Below are 26,302 nucleotides of genomic sequence, written 5' to 3' on the forward strand. Positions count from 1 at the left end.
TTTAGTTTCTAAATTCATAGTTTAAAATTTAAATATAGTTATTTCTACGTTTTATTTTTTATTTTTTTTGGAGCTATTTACTTCGTCAGTTCGCTACGCTCGTGTCCTGCTATTCGCTATATCTTTTTCTTTTTTAAAGAAAAAAAGAAAAAGGATGCCGCTTCAAATGAAATTCACTGAACTCCTATTGTAATAAAAGTCAAGTGAAGTAATCAGGGCTAGTTACGTTTATATTGTATTAATCAGCATTCATAAAAGTTTTTCGGTTTCGTCTCCCTTTCCTTTGGAGAGGGTTGGGGTGAGGATTTAAAATTATAAAAAATTAACCTCACTCGAAACTTTATAGCGCTCTTCATTGTTTTTTGTGCGCAAAATGATTTCGCCAAGAAACCCAGCCAAAAATAATTGCGTTCCCAATACCATTGTGGTAAGCGCGATATAAAACCAAGGATTGTTAGTTACCAGACTATAGCGCATGTCATTATACATGTGGTATAGTTTTGAAATACCAATATATCCAGCAAGCATAAAACCAATAATAAACATTAACGATCCCATCGCACCGAATAAATGCATTGGTCTTTTTCCGAATCGGGAAAGAAACCAAATGGTAATCAAATCGAGAAAACCATTGATGAAACGTTCCATTCCAAATTTGGTTTCGCCATATTTTCTCGCTTGATGTTGTACTACTTTTTCGCCAATTTTTCCAAAACCGGCATTTTTTGCCAAAACCGGAATGTAACGGTGCATTTCACCCGAAACTTCAATGTTTTTAACCACAACATTTTTATAGGCTTTCAATCCACAATTAAAATCATTCAACTCAACTCCCGATGTTTTTCTGGCAGCCCAATTGAATAATTTAGAAGGTAAATTTTTAGCAACCACAGAATCGTAGCGTTTCTTTTTCCAACCGGAAACTAAATCATATTTGCCATTGATAATCATATCATACAATCCCGGAATTTCTTCGGGACTATCTTGTAAGTCGGCATCCATGGTGATTATCACATCGCCTAGGGCTTTGGCAAAACCAGCGTGTAATGCCTGTGATTTTCCAAAGTTTTTCATGAAACGAACTCCTTTTACATGAGGATTTTCATGAGCAAATTGTTCGATAATATTCCAGGAATCATCCGTGCTTCCGTCATCCAGAAAAATGATTTCATACGAGTAATTATTGGATTGCATCACTTTAATAATCCAAGTGTAAAGTTCCTTAAGTGATTCCTCTTCGTTGAGAAGCGGTATGAGTATAGATAAATTCATTACTGTTATTCTTGTGATGGAGATTTGCTTTTAAAAAATGCAGCCATGATCAATCCTAATATGGCGCAAAAAAAGATGTTGAAAACAGACCCTTTTAGTTGTTCAACAATGGAATAAGGATCAGTTTCTTTTAGTTTTAAAACAGTTTCATTTAAAGAGGATGCTGTCACTCCAAATTTTTCAGAAGTGCTAATCAAATATTTTATTGTTAAATCGAGTAGCATAGCTTTTACTGATGGATCGATCAAGTTGAATAAAATAATTTTAAAAGCGACAGAAATAATCACTCCGATTACTGCGGTAATAAAATAGGTAGTGAAAGCTTCTTTAAAAGGAAAAACGCCATTTAACTCTTTTTTTGTTTTAGAAAGCGATACAATTGGCACAATGATAAAAACAGAAAAGCTTAAAAGGGTAGTCCACCAAGCGATGAATAATTTTATGTCTAACGCATACATTAAAGCAGTGATTAATGATAATACTACTCCCGTGATTATCCCGAATGTAATTCCGTTTCTTTTTATAATTTCATTAACCATTAGTAGCTGTTTGTTTATTAATCCGCAAAGATAGCAATTCCCAATATATTCGAAGATAAAAATCGCTTTTTACGATTATATAAAAAAAGTGAAACAAAGATTTGATTATTGGAAAAAAATTGTAAATTTGCAAACTCAAAATAATAATGTAAAACAAAAAGTTATAATGAGTTTATACCTTTTCTGTTAGAAGAAAAGCTTCAAAACAAGTTATAATTAACAAATAAAAAAGATTAACAAGATGAAAAAAGGAATTCACCCAGAAAATTACAGATTAGTTGCATTTAAAGACATGTCAAACGATGAGGTTTTTATCACTAAATCTACTGCAGATACAAGAGAAACATTAACAGTTGATGGTGTTGAATATCCAGTTGTTAAAATGGAGATCTCTAGAACTTCTCACCCTTTTTACACAGGTAAATCTAAACTTATCGATACTGCAGGACGTATTGATAAATTCAAAACTAAATACGCTAAACACGCTAAATAATTTTAACTTGTTTCTAAATACATTGAGGCCTTCCTTTCGGGAGGCTTTTTTTATGCCTATCCGTAACTAATACTAAAGAAAAATTTAGCCACAAATTTCACGAATTTGTCACGAATTTTTATCCTTAAAAGAAAAATCAAACACTAATTTGTGAAATTTGTGGAAATTCGTGGCTAAAAAATAACTTTAGTCCGCTAAGCGGACAGTCATATTTTATTTTTATCTATTTGAAAACTTTGTAACTTTGGGGTCAATATTATTAAAAGAGTAGGTTGGTAAAATTAATTTTCGAATCAACAAATAACCGAATCAACAAATAAACAATTTTTATGAATTACATACTTTTTGATGGCCCTTCGCGAAATGCATTATTACCTTTTACTTTTACGCGACCAGTTGCTGATATTCTTATTGGGATAATGACCATTCGCCAAAAATGGGAAATGCGTTTGGGTTCCACTACTACCACATTGACAGAAGAGTATTTGTCGGAGAAATTTCCAATGGTAGAATTAGAAGAAAATGTAATGATAAATGCTTCCTTTCTGCCTAACGATGTTTTGGTCGAAATGGTCAGTAATCTGGAGTCGAATCAGGCTATTTTCAAAGGAGATGAAGTAATTGCTTTTCATACCAATGAAAATCAGGACGAAGTCGATTTTGATACCTATGAAATTATAGAATATCAAGACGATTGTTTAACGGTAGAACATACTTGGGATATTTTTTCCAAAAATGATGCAGCAATACGAGAGGATTTTGAATTCATAACCGAAGATAGAAAATCACAACCCATTCCAAAAAGTGTCAATGTCATCGCACCTGAAAATATATTCATTGAAGAGGGAGCTAAGTTAGAGTTTGTTACTTTAAACGCTTCCACGGGTCCTATATATATAGGGAAAGATGCTGAGATTATGGAAGGTTCTGTAATCAGAGGTCCTTTTGCCTTGTGCGAAAATGCGGTGGTAAAAATGGCGGCCAAAGTGTATGGAGCAACAACTGTTGGTCCGTATTCCAGAATTGGAGGCGAAGTTAATAATTCGGTATTGTTTGGTTATTCGAATAAAGGTCATGACGGATTTTTAGGAAATTCTGTTCTTGGCGAATGGTGTAATATTGGTGCCGACAGTAATAATTCCAATTTGAAAAATAATTATGAAGAAGTAAAATTGTGGAGTTATGAAACCGAAGGTTTTGCAAAAACCGGACTTCAGTTTTGCGGCTTGATGATGGGAGACCATAGCAAATGTGGAATTAACACGATGTTCAATACAGGAACGGTAGTGGGAGTAAGCGCTAATATTTTTGGAAGTGGGTTTCCTCGCAATTTTGTGCCTAGTTTTTCTTGGGGTGGCGCTTCTGGTTTTACGACTTATATAACCAAAAAAGCGTTTGAAACGGCTCGATTAGTTATGGCTCGCAGAAATGTTGACTTTGACGAAAGAGAAGCAGCTATTTTAGAACATGTTTTTGAGGAAACTAAAAAGTGGAGGAAAGAATAATTCTTTTGTCATTTCGACATAGGAGAAATCTTTTTTTTGTTGAAGTCAATTTGTTTGCAGACAATTTATAAGATAATATACCTAATACAAAAAGCCTCGATATAGAGGCTTTTTTAGTCTGTTTTTTATTGGCATGCATAAATAAGAGAACCATTTTTTTCAGGTCAATTAGTTTGTTAATTAAAATCCACTGACATTCAAGCGACCACCGGTAACACATTTATTGCTCAATGAAGCCGTGGAGACGGTACTACGTAATATGGCATCTTTTATGGTAGCAGCTGAAGCTCCCGGATGAGTTGAAGCATACAAAGCACAAGCTCCGGTTACATGTGGTGTTGCCATAGAGGTGCCACTATAAGAGCCATAGCCATTAGGTAAAGTGGAATAAATACCTGAACCAGGAGCGCCGATATCTACCGTAGTTGCTCCATAATTTGACCATAAAGATCTTGCGCCAGTTGAAGTTATCGAAGCAACAGCAATAACATTTGTATTTGGGTAATTTGATGGATAATTGGCAGTCTTATCATTGTCGTCACCTACGCCATCACTCCCGCCATTGCCTGCTGCTGCGCAAAATAAAATATTCGCTCTGTTTGCTCTTTCAATAGCATCCTGTAATGCTTGAGAAAATCCACCGCCACCCCATGAGTTATTGGTTGCTACAATATTTAATCCATTACGGGTTTTTAAATCCGTTATATAATCAACCGCCTTGATTGCATTTGCAGTTGTCCCACCTCTTCTGCCCAGAAATTTTGCAGAGATGATTGTCACTTGCCAGTTTACACCCGCAACTCCTGTTCCATTACCGCCAACAGCGCCAATGGTTCCTGAAACGTGAGTACCGTGGTCATCTTGTGTTCCATCATAAGTGCTATTATCGTTTTTATCAAAATCCCAACCATGAACATCATCTTTATACCCGTTGCCATCGTTATCAGTTCCATCAATTGGGTCAAAAGGATTGGTCCAGAAATTAGCTTTAAGGTCTTCATGAGAGTATTGGGCGCCTTCATCAATTACACCAACATAGACGTCAGTCGATCCTGTGTGTCCGGCTGCCCATGCTTCACCCGCTTGTGATCCGAATAGATTAGCTGGAGCTGTGGCATCTCCATACATCCCCCATAGCAATCCATTAACATAATACGGATCATTGGAAGTGGGAAAATCAAAATGTTGATAGATCCAGTTGGGTTCCGCATACTCAATTTCAGGTAAATCCTTTAGGAGTGCAATGGCTTCCATAGTGCCTAATTTTGAAGTGACTAGCATAAGATCACCTCTGTTGGTGCTTTTGCTAGTGGTTTTCATGGCGTTTGTGGTGATTATTTCAACGACATTACCCATAATCAGAGACAAAGCACTCGATTTTGTTCTGCTGCTGGATTTGTCCCCGTCTTTAAATTTAATGAGTATTTCACCAGGTACAAATTTAAGTTGAGCTGCCTTTTGTACAGGTTCTTGCGTGTCGTTGAAGTCATCTTCACAGGATAGTGTCAGTGTCAATACTATTGCCACCGCAATCGTTAAAAGGCGATTTAGTTTCATAATATAACTTTTTAAGGATTAAAAGGACAAAAGATTAGGGGACATTAAATATACAAAATATTTAACGATTTTAAAGACGTTTTGCAGTTTTAAATAGCCTGATAAGCACCTAAATTTGTTAAATTTTCCAAATTCCACAGGCAGAATAAAATAGCAAAAAAACGGTTGTTTGTCAATTTTTAGATTTAATGAAATTGATCATGTCTCATTATTTCATTTTCCAAATTGCCTAATTCTCTAATTAACCTATCTTTGCACTTTTAAAAAAAGCGGTTGTCTAAAAATCTAACAATCGAAAAATCTAATTATCTACAAATAATGATTACAGTTAACGATATTTCAGTGCAATTTGGTGGCACGACACTTTTTAGTGATGTTTCTTTTGCCATAAATGAAAATGATAAAATTGCCTTGATGGGTAAAAATGGAGCAGGAAAATCGACGCTTCTTAAAATTATTGCAGGCCAAAGCAAGCCTTCAACCGGTACTATTTCGGCGCCAAAAGATGCAATTGTGGCATATTTGCCTCAGCATTTATTGACTACGGATGGTGCAACGGTGATGGAAGAAACTTCTAAAGCTTTTGGTGAGATTTTTAAAATGAAAGCGGAGATTGATGAAATCAATGAGCAATTGACGATTCGCACGGATTATGAAAGCGATGCGTATATGAACTTAATAGAAAGAGTTTCTGACCTGAGTGAGAAATTTTATGCTATTGAAGAAGTAAATTATGAAGCCGAAGTAGAGAAAATTCTAATCGGTTTAGGTTTTGTTCGCGAAGATTTCAGTCGTCAAACTTCGGAGTTTTCAGGAGGATGGAGAATGCGAATAGAACTAGCCAAAATCCTTTTGCAAAAACCAGATTTAATTTTACTGGATGAGCCTACCAACCACATGGATATTGAAAGTATTCAATGGTTAGAGGATTTCTTGATTAATTCAGCCAAAGCAGTTGTGGTGATTTCTCACGATAAAGCCTTTGTAGATGCGATTACTAATCGTACGATCGAGGTAACTATGGGAAGAATCTACGATTATAAAGCCAAGTATTCTCATTATTTAGAGTTGAGAAAAGACCGTCGCATGCACCAGCAAAAAGCATACGACGAGCAACAACGCATGATTGCTGATAATATGGTATTTATTGAACGATTTAAAGGGACTTTTTCTAAAACGCTATCTGTGCAATCGCGTGTAAAAATGCTTGAAAAAATTGTGCCTGTTCAAATTGATGAAATTGATACTTCAGCATTGAAATTAAAATTTCCACCAGCAGCTCGTTCGGGACAATACCCTGTGATTGTAAAGGATTTATCAAAATCCTATGGGGATCACATTGTTTTTAAAGATGCTAATATTGTAATTGAAAGAGGTCAAAAAGTAGCTTTCGTTGGTAAAAATGGGGAAGGTAAATCAACGATGATCAAAGCCATTATGAAAGAAATTGGGATTGATGGTGGAAATCTCGAAATTGGTCACAATGCACAAATTGGTTATTTTGCCCAAAATCAAGCGGCTTTATTAGATGAGAATGCCACTATTTTTGAAACTATTGATGGCATTGCTGTTGGTGATGTTAGAACTCAAATAAAAAATATTTTAGGGGCTTTTATGTTTCATGGTGATGATGTAACCAAGAAAGTAAAAGTACTTTCAGGTGGAGAGAAAACCCGTTTGGCAATGATTAAATTATTATTGGAGCCGGTGAATTTGTTGATTCTTGATGAGCCTTCGAATCACTTGGACATGAAAACCAAAGACATTATCAAAGATGCCTTGCGTGAATTTGACGGAACTTTGATTTTAGTTTCTCACGATAGGGATTTCTTGGACGGATTGGCGACTAAAGTTTTTGAATTTGGAAACAAAAGAGTAGTGGAACATTTTGAAGATATTGCTGGTTTCTTGGCACACAAAAAAATGGACAGTATGAGAGAGATAGAGAAATAGTCTTCAGATAACAATAGCATTTAAAGAATAAAAATTAGGTATACGTATGACGTATGCCTTTTTTTATTCTGCATGGTATGGTTTTCTTCAATTTAAATTTAGAAAAGGGTTATTCATTTTAGGGAATAATCTTGTTTTATTTTAAATCTTGTTTTAAATATAACAGTTAAAGTGTTTGTAATCAGATTTTTAATTTAATTTTTTCGTACCTTGTATAAAAATTTGGTATCAATGTATAAAATTTAAAATCATGAAAAAATTAATTTTATCCTTTGTGTTCTTAACGACTTGTTTGTTGAGTTTTCCTGTGTTTTCTCAAATAGAAAACGAACCTGTAGCTTTAGGTTTGCCGGGTGACAACCTAAATCTGTATGCTGTATTGGACGTTTTTCAAAAATCAAAAACATTAGAGGAATTTGAAAGAGCGATTAATAGCAAAGATAGAAATATCAATAATCTGGATTTGAATAATGATAATTTTATAGATTACATTCGAGTAATTAGTTATAGAGATGGTGATTCTTATTCCATTGTGCTTCGTGTGGCGATAAATAGATTAGAAGATCAGGATGTTGCCGTTATAGAAGTCAATAAAAACCGATTTGGAAAGGTTGTTATTCAAATTATAGGAGACGAAGAATTGTATGGTAATGATTATATTGTGGAACCTTCCGCAGGAGATACTTTAACTCCAAATCCTGGCTATTTGGGCTATGAGAGGATGTATGCAGGTAATTATTGGAATGGTGTTTTGTATGTTAATGATTGGACAATAATAATCAATTTATTTTCACCGTCATTTGTAATTTACATATCTCCATGGCGTTGGGATTATTATCCGTCTTATTGGCGTCCGTGGTCGCCCATTTATTATTATAATTATTGGGGATATCATCGCCATTATTATAGAAATTATTACTATCGTAGAGTGGGATATGTAAGATATCCGCTTGCTTATTCTTATTATTATTCCAGAAGGACCAGTTCTCCAATAGTAAGAAGAAACAGGGTAAATGATACGTATAGAGGAACCTATCAAGGAAGGAATTTTAGAAGACCAGAAGGAACGGTTCTTCCAAGAACACGTCAGGCAATTCCCCGAACACGTTCGGGAAATCCTCCGGCTACTCGTCAAGAATTTCCAGAGACCCGCACAAGAACTCGCCAAGCATTACCGGAAACTCGTTCAGTACGGCCTAATGAACCAACAAGACGCCAACCTATAGAAGGAACACGTCAAAGAACTCCTTCGACAACTCGTTCAGTTCAGCCTAATGCACCAATGAATCGTCAGTCTGCACCCAGAACGAATAATCCAAGTCGTACTAGAGACAGAAATTAATTTGAGCTATGAAATATAGTTTTGATTTTAAAACGAAAAAACGAGGCAGTGTTATTGACACTGCCTCGTTTTTTTATAGTCTGATTCCGGGAGGAAGTAACTCTTTGTAAATAGGATTTTTTTTGAAAAATACGACTATTTTAGGAAGGATAGGGACAACTTTAAATTTTCGTTCAATCGCAATTTCCATGATATTTTTGAGGAAATTAGAAATGAATTCCTCGTCACTGAATGATTCAGGAACATTTATCTTTGTTAAAAATATTTTTTTCTCCTGAAACGAATATTCAACAGAAATTAATCCTTCTTTCACTTCAGTTTCAAATTGTCTAGCAAAAGTATTGTCTTTGATTTCCATAGTGATTGCTGTCTCCATAATAATTTAACTGTTATTCATTGGTACTTCTACCAAAAGTATTTTTGATTTGGTCATAGTCTTGATTTCAAATTGATCGAAATCCGTTATTCCCATGGCATCTCTTGCCTTCAAAATTTGATTGTTAATTTCTATTTCGCCTTCAATCAAAAATAAATAAACTCCGTTTTGAGGAATGTTAACTTCGTATGTCGTAGTGGTGTTGCTATCAAAAATACCTAAATAAAAAAAGGTTTTCTGGTAAACCCAAAGCGCATTTCCGTCATTACTGTCTTTTGGCGAAACAATATTTACAAAGGTATTGATTTGATTCTCAATATCAAATGATTTCTGTGCGTATCTTGGTGTAACCTCTTCTTTGTCAGGGAATACCCATAACTGTAATGTTTTTGCCTCGTCTTTCTGACTGGCATTCATTTCAGAATGTTCCACTCCGGTTCCGGCACTCATTACTTGCACTGCTCCAAAACGAATTACGCCTTCATTTCCCATACTATCCTTATGCTTTAATCCGCCTTCAAGTGGAATGGTGATGATTTCCATGTTGGCGTGCGGGTGAGTGCGAAAGCCTGTCCCTCCTGCAATGGTATCGTCATTTAAAACACGTAACATTCCAAATTGCAGACGTTCCGGATTGTACTAATTTCCAAACGAAAAGGAGAAATTGGCGTTAAGCCAACCAAAATCTGCTTTGCCTCTTGTGTTCGATTCAAATTGTTGTGTAGTCATAAATTATTGATAATATAGAGTGGTAATTCTGGGAGTTTCCGATAAAAAAATTATTTTTATACAAAATTCGCTATAAAAAGCGGAATGTTGTTGTAAAATCATTAAAACAATTATGAGTAAAATCCCTGTTTATCTAATGCCAGGATTAGCGGCAAGTACTGCAATTTTTGAACGGATTGCACTGCCGTCAGCTACTTTTGAAACCCATTTATTAGAGTGGGAGATTCCGCTGGATAATGAATCTTTAATGGATTATGCAAAGCGAATTGCGGAGAAAATTAAACATAAGAATCCCGTTTTGATCGGGGTTTCCTTTGGTGGTATTTTGGTTCAGGAAATGGCAAAATATATAGATGCCCGGAAAGTAATTATCATTTCAAGTGTGAAAAGTAATTTGGAATTTCCCCGCAGATTAAAAATCGCTAAAACCACTAAAGCATACAAACTAATTCCGGTGAATCTGATTTTAAATATGGAAAGTCTGGCTAAATTTTCTTTTGGAGAAAAAGTAAATCAAAGACTAAAATTGTATGAAAAGTTTCTTTCCGTTCGGGATATTCGCTATTTGAATTGGGCAGTAGAGCAAGTTGTTCTTTGGGAAAGAACGGTTGTTGATGAAGACGTTATTCATATTCATGGAGATATGGATGATGTTTTTCCTATAAAAAACATTAAAAATTGTGTCGTTGTAAAAGGAGGGACGCACATTATGATTTTGAATAAATACAAGTGGTTGAATGAAAATTTACCTTCCATTATATTGGAGACAAAAAAGGAAGTAAACGTGTTTTTGTAAGGGAACGAAAGACTTAAAAAAAGAAAAATATGAAATTGATAAATAAGTTTACGCTACTCTTTACCGTAGTTTTTGCGAGTGGAATATTTATTTTTGCAGCTGTAAATCCCGACGAAGAAAAAGACTTAAAAAGAGAATCAGTGTCGATTTTTCCTGTAAAACTGGATTTTGCAGGCGAAGAAACGCCATTGAAAATATCGGATGTTAAAGAACGTTTGGACAGGGAATTATTAGTAAATGTAAATCTGCATGCGTCCACTATTTTGGCCATTAAAAGAGCGAATCGTGCTTTTCCTGTAATTGAACCTATTTTAAAAAAGAACGGTATTCCGGATGATTTTAAATATCTGGCGGTTATAGAAAGTGGATTGGTGAATGTGGTTTCGCCGGCAGGAGCCAGAGGAATTTGGCAATTCATGCCCGATACTGCAAAAGAGCGTGGAATGGAAGTCAATGAAAATGTGGATCAGCGTTATGATTTAGAAAAATCAACGGAAGCGGCTTGCAGTTATTTTTTGAGTGCCAAAGGGAAATTTGGAAGCTGGACCTTGGCGGCAGCCTCTTATAACGGTGGGATGACGGGTGTGAATAAGCAAATTGATATTCAAAAAGTGTCTAATTATTACGATTTGTTGCTGACGGAAGAAACGTCTCGCTATGTTTTCAGGATTTTAGCGTTGAAGGAGATCATGAAGAATCCTGTAAAATATGGGTTTACCATTGCTCCTGAAGATTTATACGGAATCTTGCCGACCAAGAAAATTGAAATTGACAGTTCGATTACTGATTTGGCCGGTTTTGCAAAAAGTCAGGGGATTAACTATAAGATTTTGAAAATACACAATCCTTGGCTAAGGGAAACAAAATTAATAAATGATACCGGTAAAAAATACCAAATCGAAATTCCTTTGAAGGGATATTAACTGATTTTTTTGGACCAGATAAGGCATTTAAGAAAATATAACCCACGTAAAAACTAAGATAAGCAAATGCTTAAATGAACTTTTATTTCTTATATGGTTGATAAAAAAAATGTGAAGCAGCTTTGTCCTTCTAAAAAAAATACGATATAAGCCAAAAAAAGGGTCAAATGTGTATCATTTGACCCTTTTTCAATAGTTGTAATACATTATATTTTCTTCATTTGATCTTTCATCATCGTAATCTGATCTTTCAGCATATTCTGTTTGTCTAATTTTTTAGCTTCATTCAATAGGGAAGTAGCTTCTAATTTTCGGCGACGGGTCATGGCAACTCCGGCTAAATTTAATTTGGCTACAGCCAAGTCCATATCCATTGATAATCCTAACTCAATGGCTTTCTTGAAATATTTCTCTGCTTGATTGATATTCGTTTGCGAAAGCATGATTCCGTGTAAGTAATTGAAATATCCCTGTTGTTTTCTTACTAAAGCAGTTTCTGGGTTTTTGATGTAAGCCAACCATTTTTTAGCCCCTTCAAAATCCTGTTTTCTTAGTTTTAAGAAGGCAAGTAAGATGAATTCGTTTTTGAAGTAAAGAAAAATAGGAATTGCACTCAATAAAATAAGGAATATTCCGTTACCGATATTTCCTTCTGTAAATTGCCAAATGCCAGTAGCTATAATAAGTCCGGCGATAATAAGTTTAATATTTCTGTGAAACATAGTGTGTTTATTTTAAGATCACAAATATAGTAAAAGGAATTGAAAATATTTTTACAAAACTGCTTGTGAGAAAAAAAAGTCTTTGTATATTTGCACTCGGTTTTAGAATAACAGTTATTCGAAATTAGGAAGACATATAAATAAGATTTTTAAAGATACAAAGCAATGAGCAAAAGAACGTTTCAACCATCGAAAAGAAAAAGAAGAAATAAGCACGGATTTATGGACAGAATGGCTTCTGCTAATGGAAGAAAAGTTCTAGCGCGTAGAAGAGCTAAAGGAAGACATAAATTGACTGTTTCTTGTGAACCAAGACATAAAAAATAATGTTTTTATAAACATATATAAGGCGTTACTTTTTTTAGTATCGCCTTTTTTTATACCTTATCGTTAAAATAAGATTAAAAGTTTAATGTTTAAAGGTTTAATGTTGCGCAACTGACCTTAAACCTTAAACTTTAAACAAAAAAAACTAACTACAATTATAATACAATGCCAAAAGATACATCCATAAAATCAGTTTTAATAATAGGTTCAGGCCCAATTGTTATTGGTCAAGCATGCGAATTTGATTATGCAGGATCACAATCTGCACGTTCTATTCGTGAAGAAGGAATTGAAGTGATTCTAATCAACTCGAATCCGGCCACTATTATGACCGACCCAACTATGGCCGATCACGTTTACTTGAAACCATTAACGACCAAATCAATTATTGAAATCCTTAAAGCACATCCTCAAATCGATGCCGTTTTGCCTACTATGGGTGGACAAACCGCTTTGAACTTGTGTCTGGAAGCAGATGAAAAAGGAATTTGGGCAGATTTTGGAGTAAAATTAATCGGGGTTGATGTCAATGCCATTAATATTACCGAAGACAGAGAACAGTTCAAACAACTTCTTAAAAAAATTGGGGTGCCTTCTGCACCTGCAGAAATATGTACTTCATATCTTAGGGGAAAAGAGATTGCCCAGGAATTTGGTTTTCCGTTAGTAATCCGTCCTTCGTTTACACTTGGAGGAACCGGAGCTGCTATTGTCTATAAAAAAGAAGATTTTGATGAGCTTTTAACCAGAGGATTAGAAGCATCACCAATTCACGAAGTTTTAATTGATAAAGCTTTAATGGGTTGGAAAGAATACGAATTGGAACTTTTGAGAGATAAAAACGACAATGTTGTGATTATCTGTTCTATCGAAAATATGGATCCAATGGGAATTCATACCGGAGATTCCATTACTGTTGCACCAGCAATGACATTATCTGACACGACTTTCCAAAAAATGCGTGATATGGCAATCTTGATGATGCGAAGCATCGGAAACTTTGCCGGAGGCTGTAACGTGCAGTTTGCCGTTTCGCCTGACGATAAAGAAGATATCGTTGCGATTGAAATCAATCCTCGTGTATCTCGTTCATCTGCTTTGGCATCAAAAGCAACGGGGTATCCTATTGCAAAAATTGCTTCCAAACTGGCTTTGGGATACAATTTAGACGAATTGCAAAATCAAATTACCAAATCAACTTCGGCTTTATTCGAACCAACTTTGGATTATGTGATCGTGAAAATACCTCGTTGGAACTTTGATAAATTCGAAGGAGCTGACAGAACGTTAGGGCTTCAAATGAAATCCGTTGGAGAAGTAATGGGAATTGGACGTTCGTTCCAAGAAGCATTGCACAAAGCGACTCAATCATTGGAAATCAAAAGAAATGGTTTAGGTGCTGACGGAAAAGGATATAAAAACTACGAACAAATTATCGAGAAACTGACTTTTGCGAGTTGGGATCGTGTTTTTGTGATTTATGATGCTATCGCGATGGGAATTCCATTGAGCCGCATTCATGAAATCACTAAAATCGATATGTGGTTCTTGAAACAATACGAAGAACTTTATACGTTAGAAAAAGAAATTTCTAACTATAAAGTAGAATCTTTGCCAAGAGAATTGTTATTGGAAGCGAAACAAAAAGGTTTTGCCGACAGACAAATCGCACACATGATGGGTTGTTTAGAAAGTCAAGTACATGCTTTGCGTACTACAATGAACATCAACCGTGTATTCAAACTGGTTGACACTTGTGCTGCGGAATTCAAGGCAAAAACGCCTTACTATTACTCGACTTTTGAAGCTGAAATAGAAAAAGCAAACGGAGAACGTTACGTTGACAACGAAAGTATTGTTACGGATAAAAAGAAAATAATTGTTCTTGGGTCAGGCCCAAATAGAATTGGACAAGGAATCGAATTTGATTATTCTTGCGTTCACGGGGTGCTTGCCGCCAAAGAATGTGGTTATGAAACGATTATGATCAACTGTAATCCAGAAACGGTTTCGACTGATTTTGATACAGCCGATAAATTGTATTTCGAACCAGTTTTCTGGGAACATATCTACGATATTATTCAACATGAAAAACCAGAAGGTGTTATCGTACAATTAGGTGGACAGACTGCCTTGAAATTGGCCGAAAAACTGTCTAAATACGGAATAAAAATCTTGGGAACTAGTTTTGATGCTTTGGATTTAGCCGAAGACAGAGGGCGTTTCTCTGAACTTTTAACGGAATTAAAAATTCCTTTCCCTCAGTTTGGAATTGCAGAAACAGCGGACGAAGCTTCTGCTTTGGCTGATACTTTAGATTTTCCATTATTGATTCGTCCTTCTTATGTGTTGGGTGGTCAGGGAATGAAAATTGTAATCAACAAACAAGAATTAGAAGAGCACGTAATCAATTTGTTGAAAACGATTCCAGGAAATAAATTGCTTTTAGACCATTATTTGGATGGTGCAATTGAAGCCGAAGCCGATGCGATTTGCGATGGGGAGAATGTGTACATCATAGGAATTATGGAGCATATCGAACCTTGCGGAGTACACTCTGGAGATAGTAACGCCACTTTGCCACCATTTAACTTAGGCGAATTTGTAATGCAACAAATAAAAGACCATACCAAAAATATTGCGTTGGCTTTGAGAACGGTTGGTTTAATCAACATACAGTTTGCTATCAAAGATGATATCGTTTACATCATTGAAGCAAATCCTAGAGCGTCTCGTACGGTTCCATTTATTGCGAAAGCTTACGGAGAACCTTATGTGAACTATGCTACTAAAGTAATGTTGGGTCATAATAAAGTAACCGACTTTACTTTCAACCCGCAATTAAAAGGATTTGCCATCAAGCAACCGGTTTTCTCTTTCAGCAAGTTTCATAATGTAAACAAAGCATTAGGACCAGAGATGAAATCAACTGGAGAAAGCATCTTGTTTATTGATGACTTGAAAGACGATCAATTCTACGAATTATACTCTAGAAGAAAAATGTATTTGAGCAAATAAGCTTGAGTTTAGATATTGAAAAAGCCCCGATTGGGGCTTTTTTTATGAAATACTGCTGTGGATTTGCAAAAAAAATCCTCGCACCAAACTGAAGATACAAGTGTGTAATTAATAATTTATAGAAGAAGTAAGAGTTTCAAATTTTTGAGGATTTAAAGATATACTCCCAGACGTTATTGTGTCAGTAGGAAGAGAGCATGTACCACTCCAGCCATTGCAGATTTGTCCTGTTTTGTATACTATCCAGTTAATTTTATTCATTTCATTGCCAAATAGTCTGAAATCTACAATTGTATCTTTGTAAGGTTTTAAAATTTGGATACTTTCAATACCTAATTCACTAGTGGTTTTTAATACAAAAATGCTCGTAGTGGGATAGGTTGTGTTTGTTTTAAGAGCAATTTTTGCCCAAGCTTCCGGTTCCATCGCTATTTCTTCCATCTTTCTGTTCACATTCCAGTATTGCGGTTTTCTTAAAATAAATCCTTCGTCAGCTTTTAAATATTCTTCTTCAGTCATTTTATATTCACCCTTTGCATCAGTTATATGTGTTGATAATAACCTTTTTTGGCATCCAAACTCATTGTCATATTTACAATAGTATAAACTGATTTCTACTCCTTGTAAAGGCAAATTGGTTTTATGTTCTTTTACTTTTATTATATAAGAATTGGTTTCTTCCTGATTTTCTGATGATGAGCAAGAAACCAGTAAAGTAAAAAGGCAAATTAATAGATATAAAGATTGTTTTTTCATAGCAAAATTTTTAGGATTGTGCTAAATGAGCTATCAAACGATTATCAAATTTACGAAATTATAATTGGAATTTTTAATTTAGTATGCTTAATATCAATTGTTTGTATTAGAAATAAGTAAAGGAAAAGCATCTTGTTTATTGATGACTTGAAAGACGATCAATTCTACGAATTATACTCTGGAAGAAAAATGTATTTGAGCAAATAAGCTTGAGTTTATATATTGAAAAAGCCCCGTTTGGGGCTTTTTTTATGGAATGTATTATGTGTTTTAGGCGATATTTTCGAGACCTCCCGGAAAAGGTCTGTACGCATAATAATGCAAAACTTCTTCGATAGCTGTTTTTAAGGCTTCGTTTATGGGAAGTTGAGTTGAGGCTAGTCTGTTGTCAATTTGTGAGAGTTGCATGTAGTAATCAGTAAAAACAGGTACGTAGAGTCCTTTGCTAATGGCTTCTTCGGCCGTTTTGTAGTTTTCTTGTTGTCCTTCTTTGATTATTTTGCAAGTGGTTAATCGCAGTTTGCCATATTTGTCTCTACTTGCAGCATACCCAAAAAGCCTGCAAATTAATCCACGATAGCGATAGTTGCTGCAACTTCCAATGTTTCTGTCAAGAACAGTAAGTGGTCGGTATAAATGGCAATTGCTATCGGATTTGTTGTTTAGTTCGACTAACATTTCCTCGGCTTTACCGTTTAAAAATAAATACAATGCCCACGGTAAAAACTCCAAAGGCGAAGCATTGATGTCCGGAGTGGAGTTTCTGATGAACATATCGGAGAGCGGGGGTTGGCATTTTTTATTTTAAAAGTATAAAAACTGCATATTTCTTATTGTTTTCGTGGCTTATGTTTGTGGGCACGGATTGCAAATCCGCGCTATCGAACTGGAGACATATCCGCGCGGTCGGGGGGGGTCCGTATCAGCATATCCCTAAAGAAAACTTTAATCAATTAATCTATTTCAAATATATCCCTATCTGTTACGTTCATAATGCAATTATTTAACATCTGCCACACTCTTGTGAGCGTTATAAATTGATTTAAAACGACTTATGTCTGCTTTTTTTTATTAACTTTGAGAGTTAATTTTTTTTATAAAAAATAGATGAAATGAAAACACTATTTTTAAGTAGAATAATATGGCTCAGCGCAATCATTTTATTAGTCAACTGTAGCACCTTTGAGAGTAATATCATAGTGTGTAACCATTGCCCCTCAACTTCACCATGGGCGGTATGGAATCTTGATTTAAGCAATCCATGCTTCATGACCAAAAGCGAATGTGAAACATGGGCTAAAGGACATGTACCGGGTGACCAATGGGTGTGTGAGCAATGTAATAAATAGACAGACTCTTTCTTACTATATTACGCCCAAACTAATACCATCTCTTATACGTGTATGATATATCCCTATCCGATTCGCGTGTGTAAAACCAATCAATCGAATTATATTGATTATTTGACCGTCTGTTACGCGGGCGCAAATTAATTAATTTGCATTAATTCAGTTAACAGATTTAAACTAAAAAATGGTTGGGCAACTATCTCAAATAAAAAAGAGGCTGTCTCAAAAAAGCAGCCTCTTTTTGGTGCGGATAATAGTCCCGAAGCGTCGGGAGAAGCCACACGCCTTAAAAAAATGGTAACTATTCAGGTTGCAATACAGCAATAGTTTTAAAAGCAACTAAAACATTTTGTCTGATAGCGCGGATTTGCAATCTGTGCCCTTAAAGATTGGCTTGGCATTTTTTATTTTAAAAGTATAAAAACTGCATATTTCTTATTGTTTTCGTGGCTTATGTTTGTGGGCACGGATTGCAAATCCGCGCTATCGAACTGGAGACATATCCGCACGGTCGGGAAATAAAACTTGAATTTGTTATATGTAAAAAGCCCCGTTTGGGGCTTTTTTTGTGGGATAGTTTTTTGTGTTAGTGGCTCATTGTTGTGGGAGAAAAATCAGAGAAATTTGCCCAGCGTTTCCGATTAACATATCGGAGAGCGGGTGACATTTGCGCAGCGTAAACCGACTAACTCTTCGTAGCGCGGGATTTAAGGTTTTATCCTAACTATTTTGTTGTCTTTGAGAATAACCAATTCGCTATTAGTTTTCTTCTTGAATTCGATTAATTTCTCGTAAACCTTGCTCATTCCGTCAATGATTTTTTGTTGGTTTTGAGATCTTTTATACTCTTTCATTCCAATATTTTTTTAAGTTATCAAATTTAGTTTCGCTTAAAATTTTAATTTCAGTTTCTAAAGATTTTTCTGCAATTAATTCTGGTGCTCCAAATGAATTATCAAAAATAAGTACTTCATCTGCAATTTCAAGATAAATTTCAAAAAGGTTTTTAATTCCATTGATGTATCTACGCTTTATGACTTTGTAGCAATTAGTTTAAATTGTAAAGGCATATTGAAGTGGGTACGAAGTCGGGAGACTTCGCACAGCCGGGGTAGTTTTTTGTGTTAGTGGCTCATTGTTACGGGGTCAAAGTCGAAGACATTTGCCCAGCGTAAACCGACTAACTCTTCGTAGAGCTGGTTATTCTATTTACAACTCTTCAAATTCTTTATAGACGTCATTATCGAAAACGTGTGCCATAAGTATTTCATCTTGTTTTATAGTTATGTCCATTTCAAAACTATTATACTTTTCTTCATCACTTTCATAAAGCAAAATTGCTTTATAATATTCTGTATTGAATTTTACTTTTTTCGTTTCATCATTTCTATAACCACTTATTAAAGGTATTATTTTTAAGTAGTTAGTTTCTTTTGGTGGAGGTATGTATCTAACGAAACCCACGTAAACTTTATTAGATTTTAGTGTTATCTGTATTAATAATTCTTCTTTTGCAACTTTTTTAAACAATTTTTCAATCTCATCCCCAAAATCATCTACGGCTTGTTCAACAGGAGTTTGTTTTTTAAAATAATCAAACCATTCAAGAATCTTATTCAATGAATGTGTGAATAAAAAAATGAATAAAAAATTGAAGATAAAAGTCCAAAGAAGAGGTTGTTCTTCTATAGGGAGTTGATATAAAAACCTATGTATTGATGGAATTAAAGTAGGTTTAAAATAGTTTAATATTATCCTGCCTAAATAAGTAAAGAAGAATATTACACTACCTGTTATAACCGAATTAAATACTAACCTTTGGGTTTCTATTCTGTCATACTTGTACTTAAAATAGACATAACGAGTTAAATAATAATAACCGCTTAATATAGGAAATAACCAAAGACTTTCAGGCATATTCTATTTTTTCGGGGTTTCTTTTTTAACGATGTTTGATTCAGATATTGTCTTAATTATAGCTTTAATTTTAGCATTTTTAAAATATATCTTTGGTTCAATAAAAATTGCTCCTCTATTGTCTTCTCGTAATCCAATATCTTTTCCACTTCTATTTAAGATAACTCTACTATAATTTGACATATTAAAGATGTTTAGTTCCTCAAAGATATTACAAATTTTATTCCAAATCATATTTCATTTATAGATTTTTCTTTTCTACTTTTTGTTTTAGTCTCTTCTATTTTATTTTCTAAACTGTCTCTTTTAACACTATTTTCAAGTATTTTTTTTCTGTTATAATACTCTTTTTTTGATAAATATGTAATTGATTTTTCTAAAGTATACTTTTTATAAACCGTTAAGGTTCTTGAATTTTTCATAATTATGTCTCCTGTTATTCCTGTACCTGGGTTGTTTAGAGTCCCAAAACCATCGCCATTTATATTTTGCATTGCTGACATTGCTTCTTCATTTTGTTCTAATGAAAAAATTGTAGATGGCAAATTATCATTATTAAATGACTGCTTAAAAACTATAAATATACTGTCCCTATCAATTATAAACTCATTCTTATTGAATTTTTCTTGGATATAATTTGAATTATATATTTTATCATTTATATTAAAATAGTTCCTGCTTTTTAAAGGATTTGATTTATCAATTAATGCATCAGGTATTTGATATAACTTATCACCTTGACCAATTTTTTTATAAGTTAATGTAGGTTCATAGTTATTATTGTTATCCGTGTAACATTCATATAATAAATTTGCATCAACTAAATCAGGTAAATTATATTTCTTTTGATATATCGGATATATGCAATCAATATTATCAACTAAACTAATGCTTTTTAATTTTCCATTAATAAAATTATATTTAAATTCAACTCTACATAAATCTGTTAAATAGTAAAATCTTATATAACTATCATTTTCTATTATTTTCTCATCTGACAACAAAGATGTTACCTCAAAAAATTCATCAAGTGTCATATTTTCCCAATACTTTAAAAATATTTTAGGTTCAGATTTTATTTTTTCAGAAAGACTTTTTTCACCGTTTTTGTTATTTACTTTTTTAACTTCATTGGTTTTATTATTTTCTTTATTGCAACTGATTAAACTGATAATTAAAAAAAGAAAATAGAAATACTTTATAGTTTTACTCATTATATTTGTTACTAATTAAATTTATATATTATGGACAAAGTGCGTGTAATTATTAGACTGCCTAAATTTGAAATATACCAAAACGAAAATACTAAAGAGTGGTATTGGCGTATTAAAGTTGGTTCAGATATTGTTGCTTCCTCTTCTGAAGGATATAAAAACCATTCAGAGTGTTTGAAAAATGTAACAAGTGTTGAGAAACATATAAAATATTTAAGAGAAAACGATTTAATCAAATAGATATTCTACTGTTGGGTCGTGACCAATTATTTTTTCTGTTTCTCTTTTACTTTTTAATAACTCTTCTGCCTCTTCTCTAGTATTTGCATAAATTTCACATCCGTGGAACTTTCCATTATGTTTGTATTCGGTTAAGTATTTTTTCATAAGTTATGTTTTTAGCACGTTGGTTCTTTATAATCTCACACAACTTGCATATAGGTCTGATGATGTCCGACTTATCATCCCTAAATTAGGTCGCTTTGTCTTATAAATGTCAGATTTTATTTATTTTCAAATATAGCCAAATTTAGTACCCCTTTATATTTATGCAGTATTTTCTGTAACAACTATTTTCTCAAAAAAGTTGTCAGGACTAATGAGTTCTGTTTTGGCATCGGGATAACTGTTAGTGAAAGCTTTGGTAATTTTGCCTTTGTTTCCCCATTTCATTTCGTAAGCCGTGATTTGTTGTTCGTCCTGAACGATAAAATCCACTTCTTGTTGCTGCAAGGTTCTCCAAAAATAGTAATTGTAGTCCTTTTGCGCATATTCGTTGGCTTTTATGATTTCCATAACCACAAAGTTTTCCCATAAAGCACCCACATCATTCCGCAATTCTACTGGCGAAAAATTATCGATAATGGCATTGCGAATTCCTAAATCATAAAAGTAGACTTTTCGCATTTTTGTAACTTCTTTTCTTTCATTGGTGGCATAACTTTTTAAACGAAACAACACAAACGATTTTTCCAATAAATCAATGTAATTGTCCACTGTTTCCGACTTCACTTTTAATTGTGTCGCTAATTCGTTTAGGGAAACTTCACAGCCTATTTGATGCGCCAAGAGTTGCAATAACTTATTCAGTAAATCAGGTTTTCTAATGTCTTTCCAAGCCAAAACATCTTTATATAGATATTGGTTGGCAATGCTTTTTAGGTATTTTTTGGCGTGAATTTTATTGTTTAAAACATCAGGATACATTCCGTAAACGAGATGCCAGTTTAGGTTTTCCGTGAATTTCAGGAAACCGTTTTTGGTGTATATTTCTTCCATACTCAACGGGTATAAATGAAATACAAAATGCCTACCTGTCAATGGTTCAAAAATTTCGTCCGCTATTTCCAAAGCCGAAGAACCACTGGCGATAAATTGAACACCTTTGATGTTGTCAAAAAGCATTTTCAAACACAATCCGATGTTTTTTATTTGTTGGGCTTCGTCTATAAGTACTATTTTGTTGTCGCCCACAATTTGTCGTAATTTTTCGGCCGTGGGTTCTTCAAATAATTTTTTTATATGGGATTCTTCTCCATTTAAACTCAAAAATGGATAGGGTAATTGTTGCAGCATCTCTTTTAGTAAGGTTGATTTTCCTACTTGTCGAGCGCCAATAAGCACAAGGACTTTGTCTTTAAAAAGCCATTGTGTGAGCGTTTGTATTTGTAATCTTTGATACATAATGATACAAAGATATAAATATTTATTACATAATGGAAAAATTAATACTTTTTTTTACATTATAACGGAAATATTAATATTAATTTTTCCATTATACTGGAAATTTCAATGCTTTTTTACTTGCTTCTTCTTCAATTTCTCCTTGAAAAAATCAATGGTTCTTGTCCACGATAAAGTAGCAGCTGCTTCGTCGTATCTGGGAGTGGTATTATTATGAAAACCATGATTGACTCCGGCATAGAAATAAGCGATATGTTCTACTTTGTTCTTTTTAAGGATGGCTTCAAAAGCTGGCCAACCCTCATTTACTTTAGTGTCTAAACCGGCATAATTTGCCATTATGGGTGTTTTTATTTTTTCGGCTTCCTCGGCTGTTGGTTGTCCGCCGTAATAAGGAACTGCCGCGCATAAATCTGGGATTTTGACCGCCATCATATTGGCAATCCAACCCCCAAAACAAAATCCAACCACACCAATATGTCCATTACAATCTTTATGTGATTTTAGGTATTCATAGGCTGCAATGAAGTCTTCGAGCATTTCTTCTCGGGTACGTTTTTTTTGTAATTCCCTTCCGGCATCATCATTTCCGGGATAACCGCCCAAAGGGGATAAAGCGTCTGGTGCCAAAGTGATAAATCCTTCTATTGCGGCTCTTCGGCCTACATCTTCAATATACGGATTCAGTCCGCGGTTTTCATGTACGACAATGATTCCCGGTAATTTTTTTTTGGTTCCCGTTGGTTGGGATAAAAGTCCTTTGATAGTTCCTCCTCCTTTCGGAGATTGGTATGTGATGTATTCTGATTTCAACCTTGGATCACCGGGTTTAATCAAAATAGAATCCAAGTAATTAGGCGTCATAAAGCTAAGAAGTGATGGTAGCGTAACGCTGCCTATAGCAAACAGCGATAACTTTTCAACAAATTGCCTTCTTTCTATTTTGTTATGCGCGTAGTCATCGTACAAATCAAAAATTTCCTGACTGATGTCTTCTTTGGTTAGCTTTTTCATGTTGTTTATTTGATACAACTAATTTAGGGAAAAAAGCGATTGTTTTAGCATCAGTAGTGATTGCATTGTTTTAATCCATGCTTTTGAACTAGAAAGATGTCACTATGGTCCGGTTTGTAATTTATTGAGATTACTTTCTCTAAAAATAGATTCAAAGCAACCATAAAAAAACTCTTTGATTGGGAGTTGTTACCACTCGACTTTATTTATAGTATATACTAATCACTCCATTCTTAAAAATTCAAATAATTCATCATCCTGAATGACAGTTACTTTGCTGCAATGAGACAAGTGTGAAAAGGAATAAGGCTTTCTGGGATTGAAGAATCCACTGCCGGCTAATCTGAATTTTCCGGTACATTCTGGAACACCAACTGATGAATACCGGTTTATCAAGTATCCTTCGTCAATTGGTTCCAACCAAAACCACCCTCCGGCGACTTCACCACCGAGCCATTGACTGTCAAGGGGGATATTTTCGGGTCTTGCTGGAGCCGGTAGCGTGCCTTTTACGTTTTCTTTGGTGTAGGGTGTATGAGAGTGATAATCCTGTTTTTCTGGATTATCAGTAGCACTATTTTCCGGGATGATAATTTTATCCGAAAGAAAGTTGACGTTGGTTATCGGCATGGGTTTGAAAGGCCATAAATAGCGCAGTTTAAAACGGTGTTTTAGCACAGGCGCTCCCGCCAGAATTCCGTTTCTCACAAATCGGCAACAATTGATGCCGTTAATTACAAATGGGCCAAAAGGAATCGCATCTTTACTTTGCAGAACTTTAATCGTTGTCCGAGCCGACTCAATATTTACAGGGCAATAGGAAGCGTATAAAGGGCCCATACCAAAACAGGTTTTGTTGTTCTGTACTTCACTCAAGAGTTCTCTAATATTTGTTATTTTATTATTGGAGAAGTTGGCCTTTGTGTGAATTTCAAGATTTGCATCCGTAGAAAAATCCCGAATCCGTCCATGCTGATAAGGGGCATGATACCTTCCACAATCAAAATAAGAACAAGTGCCTGAGGTGCCATCCACCAATATTAATGAAGCATGTCCTACTTTATATTGGAAGTCTTTGTTGTGGCCCAACCATCGCATAGGCACATCATACCAAGAACCTGGCTGTTTGCCAGTAAATTCAGGCCAGGCAATAGCGATTGCCATTCCGTTATGTTTAGTCATTTTAAAATGTTTTGGGGTTATTCAAGTTTTTTATCTTTCGGCATTGTTCCAAAAATAATGTCCCAAAGAGGAGATGTAAGACCAAAAGCTACCGTTTCATTTTTGTAATGGTGTAGAAGATGGTGTTTCCATAGATAACGAAAAAAGTTTTTGGGAGGTTTGGTTGTATGTATAAAATAATGTATGGAAAGATAGTACGAATACCCCATTAAAAAACCCGGAAAAAATAAAAGAACATAATTGCCCATAATAAGCCAGAAAATAAATATAAATAAGCCAGCGAGTGGTATGGATACAGGAAGAGGTAAAACCAATCGTTGTTTGTCCCGGGGAGTAGTATGATGCATTCCATGAATCTTGAATATCCATTTCTTTGGGTTTTTATATTCTCCCGAATGATAAACAAACCGGTGTATTAAATATTCGGCAAGTGTATAAACAAAGGTTCCCGAAAGAAATAACACTATATAGCCAAGTATTGATAGCTTTATTTTGATTATACCAAAGAGGAGTATGCTTAGCGATATAAGTGCTAAAGTGGCGATTACAAACAAAGCATTGGTTTTTGTAAGACTTTCCAAGATAGGATTTTCAAAAAGTCGTATTGATTCCTTTGAGTTTTTCATATATGTTTGTTTTTAATGCTTCCAACGCTGTAAAATTGAAAATATTTAATGTTTTGATTTTGTCGACAAGAGTTATGAAATAATTTTCATTCTCCTTGGTTTTTCTCGAAATTCACCATCCAATTCACACCAAATTTATCGGTGAATGTCCCAAAATAACCACCCCAAAAAGCGTCTTCCATTGGCATTCCCACTTTTCCGCCTGCTGAAAGTGCATTGTACAGTTTATCGGCCTCTTCTTTACTTTCGGCCTCGATGGAAAGCGAAAAATTATTCCCGTAAACGGTTTTAGCTCCAAATGATTCGAAGCTGTCACTTCCCATTATGGCTGTTTCTTTACTAATGGGTAGGGAAACATGCATTATTTTTTCGGCATCTCCGGGAGGACAGGTTTTGCCTTCTTGCATTGGCATATCTTTAAATCTTCCAAAATAGGAGAATTCACCACCAAAAACCGATTTGTAAAATAGGAACGCTTCTTCGCAATTTCCATTATAGGTAATATAGGTATTTACTGTCGCCATGATATTTGTATTTAAAGTTAGACTATTTTTTAATTGATTTATATTTTTTTTTAAAGATAAATAAGCGACCATTAAAAAGTAATTTTTAAAGATAATGCTGGTTGAGAATTTTGAACAAGCGAACCTTGTTTGGGAATGAGAATGGGCTGGTTAATAAAAGAAATAGTTGCCGCTTTTCGGGCATTTTTTCCAGAGCCTATAAAAAATGGAATACTTCCCAAAACAGAAGCTACGCCTCCCAACATAACAAAACCATAGGCATCGGTTCCTGAATTTGAACTGTCATCCCAACTATTATTAAAACTAAATGCTCCCACTACTGTCATAATGGTCCCGCCCGTGAACAAAATCCAACCTGTAGATTTTTGGCTTTTGCTTTTTTGCAAATAATACTCTTTAGAAAATTCCTGACTAAATGCATTTGTAGTAAAAAGTAAAAGCATTAGAAAAGTAATCGTCTTTTTCATAATAGTACCTTTTTTGCC

Annotated in this window: 28 protein-coding genes; 9 read left to right on the forward strand and 19 right to left on the reverse strand. The window is 34.6% G+C overall.

Annotated features, from left to right (window positions below; translation table 11 throughout):
- Positions 1 to 312: 312 nt before the first annotated feature.
- Entirely contained in the window at positions 313 to 1,272 is a 960-nt protein-coding gene (locus FNW38_RS09975; protein WP_143387949.1) for a glycosyltransferase family 2 protein, read from the reverse strand.
- 5 nt (positions 1,273 to 1,277) lie between these two features.
- On the reverse strand, positions 1,278 to 1,811 hold the full coding sequence (locus FNW38_RS09980) for a DUF4199 domain-containing protein (protein WP_143387948.1): 534 nt from the start codon (positions 1,809 to 1,811) through the stop codon (positions 1,278 to 1,280).
- Positions 1,812 to 2,052: 241 nt separating this feature from the next.
- Between FNW38_RS09980 and FNW38_RS09985 the strand changes: the two genes are divergently transcribed.
- Positions 2,053 to 2,304: a type B 50S ribosomal protein L31 gene (locus FNW38_RS09985; RefSeq protein ID WP_066077760.1), complete on the forward strand. Its 252-nt coding sequence runs from the start codon at positions 2,053 to 2,055 to the stop codon at positions 2,302 to 2,304.
- Between the two features lie 329 nt (positions 2,305 to 2,633).
- Entirely contained in the window at positions 2,634 to 3,809 is a 1,176-nt protein-coding gene (locus FNW38_RS09990) for a GlmU family protein (RefSeq protein WP_143387947.1), read from the forward strand.
- 180 nt (positions 3,810 to 3,989) lie between these two features.
- On the opposite strand, the gene FNW38_RS09995 is transcribed toward FNW38_RS09990, so the two are convergent.
- A complete protein-coding gene (locus FNW38_RS09995; RefSeq protein WP_143387946.1) occupies positions 3,990 to 5,366 on the reverse strand; it encodes a S8 family peptidase in 1,377 nt (458 codons plus the stop codon).
- 318 nt (positions 5,367 to 5,684) lie between these two features.
- Here FNW38_RS09995 and FNW38_RS10000 point away from each other — a divergent pair, with 318 nt between their 5' ends.
- Together FNW38_RS10000 and FNW38_RS10005 are read left to right on the forward strand one after the other, a co-directional pair.
- A complete protein-coding gene (locus FNW38_RS10000) occupies positions 5,685 to 7,319 on the forward strand; it encodes an ABC-F family ATP-binding cassette domain-containing protein (RefSeq protein ID WP_143387945.1) in 1,635 nt (544 codons plus the stop codon).
- 250 nt (positions 7,320 to 7,569) lie between these two features.
- Positions 7,570 to 8,661, forward strand: a complete 1,092-nt coding sequence (locus FNW38_RS10005) for a hypothetical protein (RefSeq protein ID WP_143387944.1) — start codon at positions 7,570 to 7,572, stop codon at positions 8,659 to 8,661.
- A 73-nt stretch (positions 8,662 to 8,734) separates the two neighbouring features.
- Here the strand turns inward: FNW38_RS10005 and FNW38_RS10010 are convergent, their stop codons facing one another.
- Positions 8,735 to 9,019 carry a GNAT family N-acetyltransferase gene (locus FNW38_RS10010; protein ID WP_143387979.1) on the reverse strand — a complete coding sequence of 95 codons (285 nt, stop codon included), beginning with the start codon at positions 9,017 to 9,019 and terminating at the stop codon, positions 8,735 to 8,737.
- A 24-nt stretch (positions 9,020 to 9,043) separates the two neighbouring features.
- Positions 9,044 to 9,661 (reverse strand): pirin family protein, encoded by a 618-nt coding sequence (locus FNW38_RS10015; protein WP_317129741.1) that lies wholly within the window; start codon positions 9,659 to 9,661, stop codon positions 9,044 to 9,046.
- Between the two features lie 217 nt (positions 9,662 to 9,878).
- Between FNW38_RS10015 and FNW38_RS10020 the strand changes: the two genes are divergently transcribed.
- A complete protein-coding gene (locus FNW38_RS10020; RefSeq protein WP_143387943.1) occupies positions 9,879 to 10,562 on the forward strand; it encodes an alpha/beta hydrolase in 684 nt (227 codons plus the stop codon).
- A gap of 29 nt (positions 10,563 to 10,591) precedes the next feature.
- Positions 10,592 to 11,485 (forward strand): lytic transglycosylase domain-containing protein, encoded by an 894-nt coding sequence (locus FNW38_RS10025; protein ID WP_144066685.1) that lies wholly within the window; start codon positions 10,592 to 10,594, stop codon positions 11,483 to 11,485.
- A gap of 206 nt (positions 11,486 to 11,691) precedes the next feature.
- On the opposite strand, the gene FNW38_RS10030 is transcribed toward FNW38_RS10025, so the two are convergent.
- Positions 11,692 to 12,207 (reverse strand): DUF2892 domain-containing protein, encoded by a 516-nt coding sequence (locus FNW38_RS10030; RefSeq protein WP_143387941.1) that lies wholly within the window; start codon positions 12,205 to 12,207, stop codon positions 11,692 to 11,694.
- Between the two features lie 165 nt (positions 12,208 to 12,372).
- On the opposite strand from FNW38_RS10030, the gene rpmH reads away from it, so the two are divergent.
- Together rpmH and carB are read left to right on the forward strand one after the other, a co-directional pair.
- On the forward strand, positions 12,373 to 12,534 hold the full coding sequence (gene rpmH, locus FNW38_RS10035; protein ID WP_007136275.1) for a 50S ribosomal protein L34: 162 nt from the start codon (positions 12,373 to 12,375) through the stop codon (positions 12,532 to 12,534).
- A 165-nt stretch (positions 12,535 to 12,699) separates the two neighbouring features.
- Entirely contained in the window at positions 12,700 to 15,552 is a 2,853-nt protein-coding gene (carB, locus tag FNW38_RS10040) for a carbamoyl-phosphate synthase large subunit (protein WP_143387940.1), read from the forward strand.
- Between the two features lie 108 nt (positions 15,553 to 15,660).
- On the opposite strand, the gene FNW38_RS10045 is transcribed toward carB, so the two are convergent.
- The 6 genes from FNW38_RS10045 to FNW38_RS10065 form a co-directional block, all read right to left on the reverse strand.
- Complete coding sequence (locus FNW38_RS10045) at positions 15,661 to 16,308, reverse strand: hypothetical protein (protein WP_143387939.1); 648 nt, start codon at positions 16,306 to 16,308, stop codon at positions 15,661 to 15,663.
- A 270-nt stretch (positions 16,309 to 16,578) separates the two neighbouring features.
- Positions 16,579 to 17,082 carry a YkgJ family cysteine cluster protein gene (locus FNW38_RS10050; RefSeq protein ID WP_185963123.1) on the reverse strand — a complete coding sequence of 168 codons (504 nt, stop codon included), beginning with the start codon at positions 17,080 to 17,082 and terminating at the stop codon, positions 16,579 to 16,581.
- A gap of 1,282 nt (positions 17,083 to 18,364) precedes the next feature.
- Positions 18,365 to 18,511: a hypothetical protein gene (locus FNW38_RS17480; RefSeq protein ID WP_185963124.1), complete on the reverse strand. Its 147-nt coding sequence runs from the start codon at positions 18,509 to 18,511 to the stop codon at positions 18,365 to 18,367.
- A 355-nt stretch (positions 18,512 to 18,866) separates the two neighbouring features.
- The gene (locus FNW38_RS10055) at positions 18,867 to 19,574 is read right to left on the reverse strand and encodes a hypothetical protein (RefSeq protein ID WP_143387938.1); all 708 of its coding nucleotides are present in this window, start codon (positions 19,572 to 19,574) and stop codon (positions 18,867 to 18,869) included.
- 3 nt (positions 19,575 to 19,577) lie between these two features.
- Positions 19,578 to 19,757: a hypothetical protein gene (locus FNW38_RS10060; protein ID WP_143387937.1), complete on the reverse strand. Its 180-nt coding sequence runs from the start codon at positions 19,755 to 19,757 to the stop codon at positions 19,578 to 19,580.
- A gap of 47 nt (positions 19,758 to 19,804) precedes the next feature.
- A complete protein-coding gene (locus FNW38_RS10065) occupies positions 19,805 to 20,788 on the reverse strand; it encodes a hypothetical protein (protein ID WP_143387936.1) in 984 nt (327 codons plus the stop codon).
- 30 nt (positions 20,789 to 20,818) lie between these two features.
- On the opposite strand from FNW38_RS10065, the gene FNW38_RS10070 reads away from it, so the two are divergent.
- A complete protein-coding gene (locus FNW38_RS10070) occupies positions 20,819 to 21,028 on the forward strand; it encodes a YegP family protein (RefSeq protein WP_143387935.1) in 210 nt (69 codons plus the stop codon).
- On the opposite strand, the gene FNW38_RS17485 is transcribed toward FNW38_RS10070, so the two are convergent.
- From FNW38_RS17485 to FNW38_RS10100, 7 genes are all read right to left on the reverse strand, one after another.
- Complete coding sequence (locus FNW38_RS17485; RefSeq protein ID WP_185963125.1) at positions 21,017 to 21,175, reverse strand: hypothetical protein; 159 nt, start codon at positions 21,173 to 21,175, stop codon at positions 21,017 to 21,019. The genes FNW38_RS10070 and FNW38_RS17485 overlap by 12 nt on opposite strands.
- Before the next feature lie 159 nt (positions 21,176 to 21,334).
- Positions 21,335 to 22,471, reverse strand: coding sequence for an ATP-binding protein (locus FNW38_RS10075; RefSeq protein WP_143387934.1), 1,137 nt, complete (start codon positions 22,469 to 22,471; stop codon positions 21,335 to 21,337).
- Positions 22,472 to 22,576: 105 nt separating this feature from the next.
- Positions 22,577 to 23,485 (reverse strand): dienelactone hydrolase family protein, encoded by a 909-nt coding sequence (locus tag FNW38_RS10080; RefSeq protein ID WP_144064845.1) that lies wholly within the window; start codon positions 23,483 to 23,485, stop codon positions 22,577 to 22,579.
- A 222-nt stretch (positions 23,486 to 23,707) separates the two neighbouring features.
- Positions 23,708 to 24,667: a DUF6695 family protein gene (locus FNW38_RS10085; protein WP_143387933.1), complete on the reverse strand. Its 960-nt coding sequence runs from the start codon at positions 24,665 to 24,667 to the stop codon at positions 23,708 to 23,710.
- 17 nt (positions 24,668 to 24,684) lie between these two features.
- Positions 24,685 to 25,293, reverse strand: a complete 609-nt coding sequence (locus tag FNW38_RS10090; protein ID WP_143387932.1) for a sterol desaturase family protein — start codon at positions 25,291 to 25,293, stop codon at positions 24,685 to 24,687.
- A gap of 86 nt (positions 25,294 to 25,379) precedes the next feature.
- Positions 25,380 to 25,817 (reverse strand): VOC family protein, encoded by a 438-nt coding sequence (locus FNW38_RS10095; protein WP_143387931.1) that lies wholly within the window; start codon positions 25,815 to 25,817, stop codon positions 25,380 to 25,382.
- 71 nt (positions 25,818 to 25,888) lie between these two features.
- Entirely contained in the window at positions 25,889 to 26,284 is a 396-nt protein-coding gene (locus FNW38_RS10100; protein WP_143387930.1) for a hypothetical protein, read from the reverse strand.
- Between the last annotated feature and the right edge of the window lie 18 nt (positions 26,285 to 26,302).

Source organism: Flavobacterium gawalongense (assembly GCF_007097265.1).
Classification (GTDB): Bacteria; Bacteroidota; Bacteroidia; order Flavobacteriales; family Flavobacteriaceae; genus Flavobacterium; species Flavobacterium gawalongense.